Raw genomic sequence first — 15,725 nt, forward strand, 5'->3', positions numbered from 1 at the left:
TATTGAGTCAAAAATGATCGATACAAATGCTGTCAGTAGCTCTCCCTATTGATTTCATAGTATAATACAACATAACTTTTTATCTTCTTCCTTATTTTCCAACAGAGATGTTTTGTCAGAAACCAATTTATGTTGAATAGATTTTTTTGTCGAGAAGTCATAAGTATACACAAGGTTTCCTGATAGATCTCGAAGGTGAATTTCTTTGGAGTTAATGTGGGTTGAAGCCACATTTTTCATTTGAGAGTTTTCAATCCTTATAATAGTCTGGATTTTAACTTTTGATTGTGAAATTTGATCTTCAAGTTGACTAAATTCAAAGTCACCTAGAGTATCACCAGGACAGCCTATTAAAATAGTAACTGGATTAGATGCGGATTTAACTTGAATATCTCTTAGCCATTTATTGAATGTTTTTTTGGTGCCATGATGATAATGTCCAAAAATCACATTAGATACAGCAAATACTGCCTTACATCCGTTATAGATACCACCAAAAGCTCCTGCATTGAACCTGTTTGCGTTTCTATCTATTCCAAGCCCATTACCTGACACAATCTCATCTGATCTTGTTCTATCAAAAACTATACCACAACACATACCAATATAATACTGCATTAATTTCTCCATAATTATTAATTATTTAAAAGTATATTAAGATGGCGTATTACCATAAGGATGCTATTTCTACAGCTATTTAAAAATACCAAATCATTTTATAAAAACTCGATAAATGCTTATTCCACCTTTTTGCAATGAACCAAGCTGCGTATAAAAGAGTTTCTATTAACAATTTGATTTAAAGCAGATCTTGATGTGGTCATGTGGATTCCTTTTTGTGAGCTTATATGCTAATGAATGGATATCTGCATATTTTTGCTAAATACCATTTTATCTAGTTTTAGAAAAGCGTATTACCGAATAAATACGGTACTTTTGATGGTGCTATATGAAGGATAATAATGGTGTTCTAAATACGTAATAACTGGAGGATTGCAGTGAAAAAAAGATTAATAGAGTTTATTAAGTTGCTTGTTCTAGCTTGTAGTATTGCATCGCTTTCAGGGTGTTCAATTTTTAGTACAGACAAAATTCCTGATAATAAAGCGCCAGAGCAAACTATGACAATTTCTGTTGGAAAAAATGTTAACTCTGGACATAGTTTTTATGTGGTGATTAATACAAATGATGATGTTAAAAATTATATGGCTGAAACTAAAGACAATATCTATCAGCAAATGTTAGATCAAAAGCTCTTAAGTTATCAGGTTTTTCCTGGACAAGAAAAGAAGATTACAATATCACCAGAGCAAAATAGCAAATATCTGGGTGTTTACTTTTTGGATAAAGCATTGATAGATGCCGAGCGATGGTCTTATCTATTACCCGTTTCTGGCAAGTCTCACACCTTAAATGTAACAGCTTCCAGTGTGGATATAAATTAGAGAGCGCATTATATGAAAGTGGTGGGCAATGTTACTGATCAAATGCGCGAGCTTTTGAAGCGATATAAAACATATGATGAGTTTGAGGCAGACTCACCCCTTCATGATATTGACAAAACGCCTTATAAAATGCTTTTTCATCAAGATAAGCTTCTGACTGCTCTTTCTGCGGATAAGCTTTATCAATGTCCGGATTCAGCAATATTTAATCAGTCTTTTGAGGACAAGTATAATTCGGAAAATGTAATTCCAAATCGCCAGAAAAGCGTTGCCAAGGCTATTAAAGATTGTGCAAAAGCCCATGATTTAGAGGTTAGAGCGCCTGCAATGCATCATTTGCAAGAAAGTTATCAAGGACTCTCTAGTTATGTGCAAACAATTGGTGGTTATGCTAAGAAGGCACCTTTAAAGAATCTCCTTGAAGAAGCTGGGAAAAATACAACCATTTTACAGCATCAGATAAAGTCTCATATTGAGTTAGAAAAAAAGCTGACAGAAAAGCCAAGTGCAAACAATGAGCAGTCAGATGCAAGTAATGCAATGGCAATAAATAAGCAAAGTGAGCCTTTAGAGTCATCAATACACAATCATACTACAGCAGTACAATCACAAATTTCCAAGCAAAATAGTACATTGGATGCATTACAACAACAGAATGTAAAATCAGCCCAATCTGAAATACAACAACTATCTAAGCATGCTGCCTCATTATCATCAGCCACAAAATTATCATCGATAACTGACAAAAATAATGCTAAGTACAATGTTTTAAAGAAATCAAGATCTGCACTTATAGAGAAGGTTGATGAACAAAATAAGCTTATTGAGCGCATTGTTCAAAATGAATATAAAGCAGGCAATCTTGAGAAGGTTAAGACATTAAGGTCGAATATTTTAGACCTAAGATCAACGCAATATCAAATAGATGATATTCAGGAAGATTACAAATCAGTATATGGTCAGTCTATTCCCGAATCGGAATATTTACCTAAGCAAACAGATAGCAACAATATTGCTAAAGCTCTGGAAAAAACAGAAGAAACACAGCCAATACAAGATAAACAAGTAGCAGATGATAACTCAAAAACTCGAACAAAAACAGTTAGCAAATTGCGTCAGTTGACAAAAACCAAAAATATTCAACTAGGTGAAGTTCTCAAAGGGCTAAAAGAGATGAGTGATAGTGCTGGCAATAAGGTAATGAGTGCACAACTTGCTACACTGGTGCCCTCAAGCCTTGTTGGCAGCAAAAAAGTATTGATCCCAAACACGGTATCCTTACCGCAAAGCTCAAGTAATAACGTTAATGATACTGTAAATAATTTAGCAAGTGATTTGAGCAATTCTCTTAACCAAGAGGTCAATACAGTTGATCAAGCAAGTTCAGCGTTTCAATCTTTAAATAACACAATCAATACTAATGTAAGCAATTTAGCAAATGATATTAACAATCCTTTTAATCAGGGTGTTAACAAACTAGGTCAAGCAAACACGATGCTGCAATCATTAGCTGGTAAAATCAACTGTTGTAGTGATTTGCAGCAACCAGAGATTAAAGCGCAATTACCAGAAATTGGCGATTTACTTACTGATGGAACCAATTTGCTCAGTAGCAATATACTCGAGAGTAACCCCCTTGCAAATACGGCAAATGCTTTAAGTGCTTATCAGGCAGAGTTATCTAATTTAATGAGCTTAAGTAGTAATGAGATGCCTGCGATATCTATGCCATTTCCTGCCATGCCAACAAGCTCACCATTTGATCAAATAGCAGCAGGCTTATCTCAAATAAGTCTTGATGGAGTTTTAGCACCACCTGCTATATCACTACCTGATTTAACCGGCTTGAATGAAGGTCTGCCACAGATAGATTCTGTCATGCCAGCTAATCTCAATAGCCTAATGGTCAATGGAATGAGCTTGGCCGATATAGAGGGAGAATATTCATCTACCTATACGCAATTGATGGGTTTAAATACCACTTTAAGTGCATTACAATCGCAATATAGTTACGATGCATTAGAGGCGCAAGCAAAGCAGACGCTTGCTATGCAACAAGCAAGTTTAAATCAACAATTAAGTACGCTTAATCCTGAGAATTATACGCAAGTAAATTTAGCCAATCCCTACGATGGCTTGGTAGATCAAACCTATCAAAATGCAGTTTCTCAACTTGAGAATGGATTTCAGCCATTGCAGTTTAATCAAGCCAATCTTGCCAACTTTAGCAACGGTTTGGTATTGCCTGATTACCATAATGTTATTTCTTCCTCAGGTTCAGATCTTGAGAATGCATTTTCTGGCTTCAATGCGCAGCTTTTGCCGTTGGCAAATATCAGTAATGTACCGCAAATGCCAGATACCGATGCATTACTAGGTGAGGCCTTGGATGAGATGCCAACAGCGCCTAATGTTTCGGGGCAATTAGATGATATAAATCAGAAACTTGCTACCTTAAGTTCAGGTTTTGGTACAAGTGAACTTACCGCACAAATAACGGATAAAATGCCAGACATTCCAAGTGGTGCTGACTTATCTTCACTCATGAGTCTGGCTTTTATAATCGGTGGTATTGATCAGTCACTTTGTGATCTACCAATAATGGCATTTAATATTCCTTTTCCTGATATCTCGTTGTCATTGCCACAAATTCCCAATATTGTAATGCCCGCAATTAATCTTGATTTACCATCGCTTCCTAGTGTGAACTTTCCAAGCTTGCCTGACTTTAGTGGACTGTCTGATCTGCTTAATCAGATTATTGCTACCTTATTACAAATTTTAAATTCAGTTAAAGATTGTCAGGGCGCACTTCTAAATGAAATTAATTCCTTGATAAATCAATTATCATCACTATTGCCGACCTGGTCTGGATTTGGTATGTCGGCTGTGAGTTTTCCTTTTCCATTTTCATTGAACTTGCCCGATTTATCATTGCCAAACATTAATTTACCAACCATTCCATCTTTACCTCAGTTGCCTGATTTATTGGGAATGTTAGAAAGTTTAATTCCAAATCTTATCGCACTTCCGAGCATTCCTTGGCCAAGTATCGCGCCATTAGCTATCGCATTAGCATGTGTTGAATATGCGCTAGGCGTCTATCAAGAGCTACCAGCTCAAGCAGAGTTGGGTGTTGCAGCAGGAGCAACCTTAAAATGCCCATCTTCATTGCAGCCTTTTATCATTAACAAACCACCAACGGGTATTAATTATGGACCTGGTAAAACAATGGTCACACAAATGGACAATGCTGCATTTATTAATTTTATTCCTAGCCAATGTTGCAATAATAGTTCAAACCCTTATATCTCAGCAACTCAAGGTATGCTGCCAACGTTTTGTATGATGAGTTTTATGCCATTTGAAAATGCTTCTAACAATATAGATGCTGATGGTCAGGATGTGGTTACCAGTAGCAGTACACTGAAGTGTGCATTATGTAATGTCGATGTAACGGTAGAAAATCCGAATCAAGAAACCGTTAAAATTCATTTATAGTTAAGAGGTCGTTATGTCAGGAGATAATAATTCATCCATCGCTCAAAAGATCGATAATATTAGTTTGTCATTAAGCTCTTCTTCGGCTTCAGTGTCGCAAGTGCTTGATTTGTCAGAGGAGATGGTTACAAGCTCAGCGGCAAATATCAAACATACGGCAACAGAGCAAATGATTAGTGAGGTAAAGCCCTCAGGAAGTGCTGTTGCAACGATGAGCATGGATCAAGAGGGAAAGGTTCTTTTAAGCGGTAGTGATATGACAATGCAGCTTGAGTCATTAACTATTCAGATTGGTAGCAGCAAGCTCACTTTTAAGGATGGAGAGCTAGAAATTAATATTGGTGGTAGTTCATTTACGATTGATGGATCTAATATTGAGGCACAGGTTTCAAGTAACATTACCATGAAAGCTTCAAGAATTCGTCAGATGGCAAATCAAGTAACACAAGATTAAAGGAGAAAAAATCAACATGAAAAATATACAAGAGATAGATTTTATCCAAGGAAGACTTGGTTTGGCGGAGCTTTCTGACTTACAAGCACATATTGAGTCATTGGATTATGAGCGTCTTTTAACCTCAGCATTTGAGGTGCTGAAAGAAGAACAAATTTTAGATATACGTGTTATTTTTTACTGGCTAATTAGTAAATTAAGAACTGTTAATATTACTGAGGTATCTACCGTACTTGATGACTTCACGGCATTTTTTGCCGATCAACTGGCGATGATCTCTCCACAAGATAACTATATGAAACTATTCAAAGGTGTATATAAGTGGAGTTTTCAAACGATCGATGAAATGTTGCAAAAAGCAAGCCCTATCGCAATTACAAAGATGGAACAAGAAACATTATCCAATGCATTTAGTCACTTCATGGAGATGTTGAAAACATGCTTTGCTGAAACACAATTAAACTTTGAAGAGGACTATTCCATCTTATTACGTAAAATTAATAAGATTAAGCTGAAAGAGGAGAGTGTGGCAGTTGATGTACAACATAATGATATTGAGCAACGAGATATTAATCAAAGTTCATCCTTAAATCATTTAAGTAATGATGCGATGGATCAAGGCAGTCAAAAATGGCAAATACTCAAACAAAAAATTAAGTTGCTCACAGAGTTGATTGAAAAGAAAAATCACTTTGCAGCAGCTGTGGTTTATGCAGATGTTAGTCATATACTACAGCACTTTGATCCCAGAGAATATTTCCCAGAGGCCTTTTTGGCGCTTTATCAAATACTTAATGTGGAAACGCTGGCACAAATATTGAGCTTTACTCAGGAGCAGCAAAACACCGTTGAGTGGATGCTTTTATCTCAGCAGTACCAAATGGCGCCAGAGCTGTTACTCACAGCAGGGAACGTAAGTTCTAAAACAATACTGAGTGACAATAATAAAATGCAAGATACTCAGAAGAATCAGCAAATATCAGAGAATTATAATCTGGCTTCAGCTGAAGATGCTGATCATGACTTTGATGATTTAAATGACTTTTAAACGCTAAACTCTGACTTGTTCAAAACGATCAATGAGTGAATAAGTGATTATATGCTATGATGACTGATATTGAGGAGCAACAAGAGTGTAACACGTTGATTTTAAATAATGATATCATTAAGTTGATTATCAATACCAAAGAATATGCAAAGTTGCGTGGTGTTTCAATCGCTAATACTGAGCCTATCAAGCGAATTATTAATATGACTGCACCAGAATTAAATGTCAGAAACTATACTTTTTTGCGTGTATGGCCAGACTTTTCTATATTTATGCTATCGTCAGATTTAAGGCTTATTCGTTCATATGTGTTAAAGAAACTATGGAAAGAGGATAAAGTTTATTCGATTAATAGCGTTGAACCTATTTACAATCGTTTAGAGAGCTTTTGTCAAGAAAGTAAAGCAGCTTATGAGCGGATTATTCATCGTGAGCATGGTTTCTTACCTATTGTCATTGAGTACGATCTTGGTGTCTGTAAAGACTGTCATTGCTTTTTGCTTGGAGTTAACGATGGTAGGTATCGTTATCAGGAACTATTTAATCAACTATTTGATACCGTTTTGTATTTCTATCGTCAATTTAGGGAAGGTGATTTTAAACATCAAAGAGTACATTATTTTACAACAGAAAAAATGTCCAAAGAGCATAGATACTATGATTTAAGTAGTACATTCTCTCCTTATGATGAACTCAAAGAAGAGTATTACCTAACAAACAAAAACGTCGATTATATCAAACTAATTGCGCTTGGCATGAGTGCAAGCCAGATTGCAAATACATTAAATCGTTCACTTAGAACCGTTGAAAAATCAGTTGATGCAATTCGGCATAAATTTAGATTTGATAACCGTCAACAACTAGATGTTTTCTTGCAAATGTTTTACAAGTCTAAAGTCAAAGAGCATATTCGAACTAAAGAAATGTATTAAAAAACAACAAAATAGGTAGAGCTCCCCCATAATTTATGTCTGAAAACTTGATAGTTTAGTTTAAGGAAAGCAATAAAAGGATAATAAGTTATGGGATTATTTAGTACTTTAGTTCCCGGAGGTTCAGTGGTTACAAGCCTTGGGAATCACATTAAGACTAGTGCTCAACAAAGTGCTCAGCGTGCAGTAACCAATAAAGCAACTAATATTGCATTGGAGAGTTTATCCCCTGATGTATCGCCAAGTAAAAATAATTCAGTTAATAAACTACAGCAAGATTTAACGCAAGATGTTTCAAGAACAGGGGTGTCAAGTAAAAAATATTACTGGGCAGGTTTAAGAAGTGGCGGATTTAAGAAAAGAGAAGTGGATCAAAAAACAGGGATGGAGCTTATCTTTCAGCTCTATCAAAAAGCAAATGTTTTACCCAATCCACAAATGTATTTTGATCCAAGCGATACGTATAAAACGGTCCCTTTAATTGGAACGCTAAAAATTCGTTTAAATAGCTATATGACACGGCAAAATCTAGAGCAGATTCTACGAAGACAAAGTGTGTTTATGTATCAAAATATTGGGCATGAAAGCAATTTCTCAGCCTATGCTATTGAGCTAATGCAAGTGTTTTCAAAGTATTATACCAGTAATGATAGTGAGCAAATCAAAGAATCCTCGGTATCAATAAAAGAGGTGAAGATGTTCTCACAGAAAGATTATTTATGGTTATTAAATGAGAATATTGATTATATTACCAAGCTTTCTGAGCAGCATTTAGATTACTATACATTAAGTACGTTTGCTGATAGGGTTAATCTCTGGTATATGTTGGTTTATGAAGATACCTATATAAATGGTAAGGCAAAACATTTACTAGAAGGTATTGTAAAGCAATTATTTCAAAATATTTTCGCAGTTGCTTATTATCAGGTGCAAAGTTTATGCACATATTATTGCACTCGATCTTTGGTGTCTAAGCTTGATGAAAGTTTATTTATGAATGAAGCTTCTTTGGAAGGGATGTACAAATTTTTATCTTCAGCAGATATTATTCGAGCTGAAATAAAACAACAATTACCAGCAATTGAAGCAGGTTTACGTTATATTCCCCAAAACAGTCGTTCAACGTCACTTGCGAAATCATCTGAAACAATAGCAGCAGTTCGAAACCTAGAAGCAATTGAACTTAATGAAGAACTTTTACAGCAAAAAATTAGCTCACCTGCTGTTAAAAAGCTTATTGAAAAGCTAACTTGGCTATTACCCCATGTGGCAATGCAAACAGGTTCAAATTACAGTGATGAAAAGCAGGTTGGTTATAAATTCACCATAGCGCGTGCGCATAGCATTATTCAATCATTACAAAAAGTAACCCTGACGAATATAGCTCATCGAGATGCTTATTATGCAATTATAGAAAAGTGTGTGATTGGACAGACAAGTGAGTTACATCAAGATTGGGTAAAACTGGTGCCTAATGCAAATAGTTCAAATGTTTTGAAGTTAGATCATGGTAAACGTAATACAATGAGACATGGAGAGTTTCGTACAGGGAGTGTGCGTAAATCATTCCAAGGGCATGCAGATGCAAATAAATTGCATGATAAAGTATATGAACTCGTGTTTAGTTATGTGCGTTTTGGCCTTTACACTGCATTAATCCGTTTTTATCGTGATTATGCCCAGGAGTTTGGTGATAGTAGTATTGCATTGATTGGTGAGAAGTGTATTGATGTTATCAAGCGTGCAACGACAGAACTACAGACGGCGACACAATTGATGACACGTATTTCTGATGGCTATGAATCAAAAGACTTAAAAGGTATTCAAAGAGGTGCATTTAAAAGTGAGCTTCACTCTATCACTGATATGTCCAAGAAATTAATTGCAGAGCTTAAAACACGCAATAAGGAAGTTATGATTCAACTAGGACTTTATAAAAAAACAGGTGTCACTATGAGCTCAATCCGTGCAGCAACAGAATCTAATGCGGTAGGAAGTACAGTGACGGAAGGTTTAAAAACTACTCTTGGCATGACCAATGAGCAAAATAAAGCAGTTTCGGCAATGAATAATTTAGCATTACAAAATACGGTTGTACTGGATCACATTAAACAAGGTATTGTCAATTATTATGAGCTGGTATCTGGTAAATTATCAAAAGGCGGATTGCTGAAAGTATTAACCAGTGCGGCAATGGCGTCAGATGCAAAATCATCGATAGGAGGTATAAGTACTGTATTAGCGCAAGAAGAAAAAGCAGTGATTAATGCGTTAGGTTATAATGATAATATTAATTCAGAGAACTTTAGAGTTCAATTACTTGAAAAAGATACCGAAGTAATAAACGCATTTAAAGCTAAGTTAGAAGCGTTAAAACTTGAAGCAATTTAATGATTAATCTTTTGGAGAAGTGACCATGTTAACATCTATTAGCTTAGGACTAAATAAGTCAGAAGGTTTAAGCATTAAGGAAAAGAATTTCTTACCTATTTTGGAAAGTTATCGAGGGCGTGATTCGCAGTCAACCGTGCCAATTATGTCTGGGTTCGAGGTTAGTGATGCCAAATCCACAGGTTATTTATTCTGGCGTAAATTAAAAGTTGATCTACTCAATGATGTGTTTAATAAGAAAAATATGTATTCTGTGTCTGGACGTTACCTAGCTGCTCAAACACCTATTTCATCAAGTATTTATACCAAATACTGTGTGTATTTGGCAAAACCATTGGAACAATACCTGCGTATTGTTGCCAAACGCGGCAATAATTACTTTAAAGGTGCTGCCCCTGAGCGTATGTGGGTATGTATGGAGAACTATGAATATTTGATGGAACTTGCCAGTAAGAACTTTGATTATCATACGCTTTTAGGTTTTTTAAATCGACTTAAACTATGGAAGCGACTAACGACAAAAAGTAATGTTACCGAAACGTCACCTCTTGGGGGAGGTGAAGGTGACTGTTACAAGGCGTTTGCTGAGCTATATAACAAAGGGATTGGAGTATTTGGTAAGTTAAATACTTATCTTTTAACACGCAGTTATTATTCAAAGTTTGAAGCAGCCAAAAATGTGGTTTCATCAGCGGCAAGATTGGCAGAGAACTTTACACTTTCAAGTACTTTCTTAGCGGGCGGCTTTATTAAAAATTTTGATCAAAAGTGTCATGTTGCAAAATATAGAACTTCTATATCCAATATCGATGTGGCAAAGCAAAAGCTCATACATTTCAAAGAAATCTTAGGCTCAAAAGATCTACTATATTTACATGCAGTGAATAATGCAACAGCTAAAGTTGATGAAGATAGAGATGGTATATCACCTTACCGAAAATTACTATATTTATATGACGGAATGAGTAAAGGAGGAACAGCAGAGGTTGATAAACAAAGTTTTAGTAAAGAAGCATTAATATTATTTGAAGATGCAATTATTCGTAAACAGAAACATAAAGTGGAAATTATTGACGATTATCAGCCTTCTAAAAATTCTCAATCATCAATAGCCCAAGTTCCTCATAGATTATCAAGAGAAAGAAATCTATTGAATAAAAATAAATATATTATGTACGCAATAACAACTGTTTACCGGCAAGATTATCCTAATCAATTGAATAAAAACTGGGAGATATTACACAAGGATTCAAAATATGTGAAGGCCAAAGCAGAAGCTATTTCATATGCAGTTGAGCAGATTGATCAAAATGCAATGAATAAGGAGGCTAGTTCGACTGTAAAAGATGAGCTAAAAGGGATTAAAGAAAAATACAAAGAGCAGGTTGTACAACGTACAAATACGTTAAATGAAATCACTGAAAATTTATCAAGATTTTTCTCTAGAGTTTACTGTATCAAAGAAATACACGAGGAGAAGATTAGAGCGAAATTTACAGAATTATCAAATTTATTAAAGCCTATTGAAAATGAAGAGGGAGGCGAAACACTAGAGGAGCGACTTAAAAAGCTACTTAAGCTGTATAATGAGACGGATATCTTAGTAAAAGAAGCCGGTAATCAAATTGAGAATGATTTCAAGGCATATATTTATAATTACACGCCAAATAATACAACCCACTTTAGAAAAGGTGAGAATTTTGACTTATTGATGGCGAATGTCTTAGATAGGTTCTTAGAGGCAAAAAAGAAGAAAAATATATATACGAGCTCAGAAATCTCATTTCGTTTTGGTAGCAATATTGTTACCACTGATGGGCGTTTGCATTTAGAGCTTTTAGCTAATTATTTGATTGTTGCAATTAAGCAAATTAATCTAATATTACAGGTTCCTTTATTGAACTTTATTTTGCTTATTGTGCAAGAGTATGGCGATAGAATTTTTACTAAAGAAATAAATATTGGCGCTGACCAAGTGCAAAATTTAAAGAAAATTAAGACGTGCTTTGCTGAGCTAGATACACGGGTAAAAAGTATAATGGAAGATGCGTCAAAGAGAATGCTTGTTTTGGGTGAGGATGTTGGGCTTATCCGTAATGATGGCGATAGGTTAATATCATCAACTAACCAAGGATATGAGATTGCTAAGTCATTCGAAAAAGCACTCAATCGTTATGGACGGATATCGCAAGAAATTGCTTTTCAGACTAAAGTACGTGAGCAATTTGCTAATCAAAGAGAGGGTATTACCATAGCTAAAGTGCGTGAATTTTTTCATAATAATAGCAATGAAGTACAAGTCTCAATTAATGAAGACTATCAATATATTGGCCAATTCATGGAAAAATTATCACGATATGCTGATAGTGATTACCATGCAGACTATGTTGATTTAGATGATGCGTATAATGATAAAGAGGTTATTCATAACATAAGAAGAACACTAGCCGAGCATAATCGTGAGACAACGAATGACTATTTGGCAAGCTTGAATACATTGTGTTGATTTCTTGCATCTATTTGTCATACAGTAACTGAATCAATATTGGAATATCATGCAAAGCATTATTGTTTCTAGCGCTTATCGAACCTTAGAAATGTCAATGTAACTAAAATGTCAAGATACATACAAAGACTAATGATGCAGCGAGATAACAACGGCATTTCCGGTTTGGAGCATAGGCAAAGTGTTGTTGATTGCTTCAATCACGATTTCTTGCATTACTTTATTTTGTATATATAATAGATATACAGGCAGCGTGATGGGTGCTTATAATGTTAGTAGCAACTACAAAGATTAAAGAAAAGCTTTGGAATAAGCATAAAGTAACAATAAGTGAAGTCCATCAATGTTTTATAAACAGAGAAGGTTGCACGCTGATAGATGATAGAGAACAAAATAGAACCATTCCCCCGACACAGTGGTTTTTAGCCAGAACCGATACGGGGAGACTTTTGAAGGTGGTGTTTATTGAATTTGAAGATGATCTTGTTCTGAAAACATCTTATGAACCTAATGCAAGAGAGCAGGAGATTTACGAATGCCTAAACAACAAAAACTAGATCGCCATATATTGGCTGACATTGAAAATGATACAAGTTGGGATGAAGGTAAGTTAGGCACAGATATTGAACATGCAGTGCCTTTTAAAACAAGTGCTGACAAGGGGCTTAATTTAAAATTAATTTCCTGTCGACTACAGCAAGATCTTATTGACGACTTGAAGCACATAGCTTCATCAAAAGGCATAAGCTATCAGCCGCTGATTCGTCAGGTATTAACTGAGTATGTTTCTATGCATCATAAGAATAGCGTTGTGGGACATTAAATAAATCATCTGTATTAGTTTAGATATAATCTGATACGACTTAATGCTTTTATCTAGAAGGCTTTAAGTATGGCGCACCCGAGACGATTTGAACGTCCGACCTTTGGCTCCGGAGGGCAGTTATAACATGCATCAATGATTGTATAATGTCAATTAAATTGATTTTAAGTATTGTAAGACTTGACTATGTCATTATGAATAATATTATGTCGATATAAATGACATTACAGACCACCCCAAATTCACCCCATGCCAAAACTTAAATTCACCAAATCCACTATTGATAACTTAAAAGCACAAAATGTTAGAGTCGATTACTCAGACACAGAAACAAAAGGATTAATTTTGCGCGTCAATGTTAGTAATGAAAAGTTTTACAGCTTACGTTACTTGAACAGTGAAAAAAAATATATGCGCTACACAATCGGGCGGCATGGTTCGATCACGTTGCAGCAAGCAAGGCAAGAAGCTCAACGCTTAATGGGTTTATTATCACAAGGCATTGACATCCAAAAAGAGAAAAACAGCCGCAATCACAAGGGCAAAATTACTTTTGGCGAGTATGTGCCATTTTTTATTGACTGGTTTAAAGCTAATCGCAAAACAGCATATTGGGTTGCGTTGGTGCTTTTAAGTGATTTCAAGACATGGGAAAAAACGCCCTTGCCCGCAATCACAAAAGACATGTTGCATAAGTGGGTGCTAGATCAGAAAAAAAAAGGCGTAAGCAATGCGCGTATTAATCGTAAGTTAACAATTATAAAATCAGCGTTTTCGCGAGCTGTTGAGTTTGGCTATATAGAAAGCACCCCATTTGCACAGTTTAAAAAGCTTCAAGAAGAAAATGACGGCATTATCAGGTATTTAACGGCAGATGAAACAGAAAGATTTTTCAAGGCACTAGAAGATGCCCCAGAGTACATTAAACATATTGTTAAAACGGCATACTATACAGGTATGCGCAGAGGGGAGATATTCAGTCTAAAAGTCAAAGATATCGATTTAACTGCAAATCAAATCATACTGGATAAGACGACAACTAAAAGCGGGAAAAGCCGTGCAATACCCATGCACCCAACAATTAGCGCAATCATCATGGACTTAATTCAGAACAAACAAAAAGATGATTTTATTTTTGAATCACCAGTCACACACGGGCGCTTAGATAATATAAAGCGCTCCTGGGCAACGCTAACTAAAAATGCTGAGGTTGAGAACTTCAGGTTTCACGACTTACGGCATAACTTTGCTAGTCAATTAATCATGAAAGGGCAAAGCCTAGAAACCGTGAGAGAATTGCTTGGGCATTCAGATTTCAAAATGACATTGCGTTATGCACATCTAGCGCCAGAGCATAAACAGAAAGCAGTTGATTTGCTTTAGAAAAAGTTAAACCAGTATTTATTATTTTATAAACTCTTGAAAGTTCACTAAAAAAGTGTACAATTAAATTGTGAATTACTTGCAATGTATTGAGTGATGGTAAAGAAAGTAGAATTAACTAAGAATGCTCAAAAGAAAGTACATAAACTTCCAAATCAAGTCCAAAGAAAATTGCGGCTATGGATTAAGCAAGTAGAAATGTTGGGCATTGCCAATGTTAGAAAAATTAAGGGGTATCATGATGAACCTTTGTTTGGCACTAGAAAAAATCAAAGATCAGTAAGGTTAAATGGTGGTTATAGGGCGTTTTACGTTGAAACATCTAAGAATACAATTGAAATTGCAGAAGTTTTTGATATTAACAAACATAAATACTGAGGTGATAATATGAATGTTGACGCTAGTAAATTTATGGATGAATTGTTGGGTGATGAATTAAGTATTGGAGAAGCTATACATACAATAAGAGTTACAGAGTATGATGATTTAAAACAATCTGAGTTTGCAGACAAAATTGGAGTCTCAAGGAGCTACCTTTGTGATCTGGAACATAACAGAAAAAGCATAAGTATTGCTAAGGCTATTGATATTGCTAATAAACTAGGTCAAAGTAAAAGATTTTTTGTAACCTTAGCTGTTCAGGATTCTTTAAGAAGAAACAGTCTAAATTATAGGGTAAACTTGGCATGAAAATTAAAAGTTTTTCAAATCAAACATTAATCAGATAATTGTCAACTGACCGCTTTAGTCTTTTCCAAAATGGAAACAACCACTTAAAACTTAAATGATAGCATTAGCCCAACTATAAGCGTTTGGTTTTGTGGCTCATACCAGTTTGCATATTGATTCCCGTTTGCTTTTTCTGATGTTTGTATTTTCCAGTATCGAACAAATGGGCCTGCTAGCCATGCAAAGTTTACTGCATTACTCCCTGCTAAAAAAGAGCTATTAAGACCCCAACCCTGACGCTGTGGGTTATATAGTCCGCCATCAACACCGCTATATTGTACACCATAAACCAACCATGCAAACTCAACGTTTGCCTGAATAATTGCTTGTGGATAGCTCAGCGTAAATATTGATCCCACAGGTATATAAAAATAATTAGAAACGCGTATTGAACGACAATTATCTTTGCCGGTCGGCGACATTTATCTTTGCCGGTTTTGAGTAAATGAAATATGGTAACCAGCATAGTTAAATATCATTCACAAGATAACAAAAATTATGTCAGGCAAACAT

At 35.4% G+C, this 15,725-nt stretch carries 14 protein-coding genes; 12 read left to right on the forward strand and 2 right to left on the reverse strand.

Translation table 11 applies throughout. The annotated features are described in order from the left end of the window. Positions 1-54 precede the first annotated feature (54 nt). Positions 55-618 (reverse strand): hypothetical protein, encoded by a 564-nt coding sequence (locus tag IE867_RS04725; RefSeq protein ID WP_192483623.1) that lies wholly within the window; start codon positions 616-618, stop codon positions 55-57. A gap of 380 nt (positions 619-998) precedes the next feature. Between IE867_RS04725 and iglE the strand changes: the two genes are divergently transcribed. From iglE to IE867_RS04785, 12 genes are all read left to right on the forward strand, one after another. Beyond that, positions 999-1,445, forward strand: coding sequence for a type VI secretion system lipoprotein IglE (gene iglE, locus IE867_RS04730; RefSeq protein WP_192483624.1), 447 nt, complete (start codon positions 999-1,001; stop codon positions 1,443-1,445). 12 nt (positions 1,446-1,457) lie between these two features. Continuing rightward, positions 1,458-4,946, forward strand: a complete 3,489-nt coding sequence (locus tag IE867_RS04735) for a PAAR-like protein (RefSeq protein WP_192483625.1) — start codon at positions 1,458-1,460, stop codon at positions 4,944-4,946. Positions 4,947-4,959: 13 nt separating this feature from the next. After that, entirely contained in the window at positions 4,960-5,400 is a 441-nt protein-coding gene (locus IE867_RS04740; protein ID WP_192483626.1) for a hypothetical protein, read from the forward strand. Positions 5,401-5,416: 16 nt separating this feature from the next. Then, entirely contained in the window at positions 5,417-6,448 is a 1,032-nt protein-coding gene (locus IE867_RS04745; protein WP_192483627.1) for a type VI secretion system protein IglI family protein, read from the forward strand. A 56-nt stretch (positions 6,449-6,504) separates the two neighbouring features. After that, a complete protein-coding gene (locus tag IE867_RS04750) occupies positions 6,505-7,380 on the forward strand; it encodes a LuxR C-terminal-related transcriptional regulator (RefSeq protein ID WP_192483628.1) in 876 nt (291 codons plus the stop codon). A 90-nt stretch (positions 7,381-7,470) separates the two neighbouring features. After that, entirely contained in the window at positions 7,471-9,771 is a 2,301-nt protein-coding gene (locus IE867_RS04755) for a hypothetical protein (protein ID WP_192483629.1), read from the forward strand. 25 nt (positions 9,772-9,796) lie between these two features. After that, a complete protein-coding gene (locus tag IE867_RS04760) occupies positions 9,797-12,277 on the forward strand; it encodes a hypothetical protein (RefSeq protein ID WP_192483630.1) in 2,481 nt (826 codons plus the stop codon). Positions 12,278-12,546: 269 nt separating this feature from the next. Continuing rightward, on the forward strand, positions 12,547-12,834 hold the full coding sequence (locus IE867_RS04765; RefSeq protein WP_192483631.1) for an ADP-ribosyl-(dinitrogen reductase) hydrolase: 288 nt from the start codon (positions 12,547-12,549) through the stop codon (positions 12,832-12,834). Continuing rightward, positions 12,813-13,100 carry a CopG family antitoxin gene (locus IE867_RS04770; RefSeq protein ID WP_192483632.1) on the forward strand — a complete coding sequence of 96 codons (288 nt, stop codon included), beginning with the start codon at positions 12,813-12,815 and terminating at the stop codon, positions 13,098-13,100. Before IE867_RS04765 ends, IE867_RS04770 begins: the two co-directional genes overlap by 22 nt. Positions 13,101-13,349: 249 nt before the next feature. Next, entirely contained in the window at positions 13,350-14,483 is a 1,134-nt protein-coding gene (locus tag IE867_RS04775; RefSeq protein WP_192483633.1) for a tyrosine-type recombinase/integrase, read from the forward strand. Between the two features lie 96 nt (positions 14,484-14,579). Continuing rightward, positions 14,580-14,861, forward strand: a complete 282-nt coding sequence (locus IE867_RS04780; protein ID WP_192483634.1) for a hypothetical protein — start codon at positions 14,580-14,582, stop codon at positions 14,859-14,861. 9 nt (positions 14,862-14,870) lie between these two features. Then, complete coding sequence (locus IE867_RS04785) at positions 14,871-15,173, forward strand: helix-turn-helix domain-containing protein (RefSeq protein ID WP_192483635.1); 303 nt, start codon at positions 14,871-14,873, stop codon at positions 15,171-15,173. Between the two features lie 83 nt (positions 15,174-15,256). Here the strand turns inward: IE867_RS04785 and IE867_RS04790 are convergent, their stop codons facing one another. Next, positions 15,257-15,634: a hypothetical protein gene (locus tag IE867_RS04790; RefSeq protein ID WP_192483636.1), complete on the reverse strand. Its 378-nt coding sequence runs from the start codon at positions 15,632-15,634 to the stop codon at positions 15,257-15,259. Positions 15,635-15,725: the final 91 nt, after the last annotated feature.

Source organism: Cysteiniphilum marinum, assembly GCF_014857925.1.
Taxonomy (GTDB): Bacteria; Pseudomonadota; Gammaproteobacteria; order Francisellales; family Francisellaceae; genus Caedibacter; species Caedibacter marinus.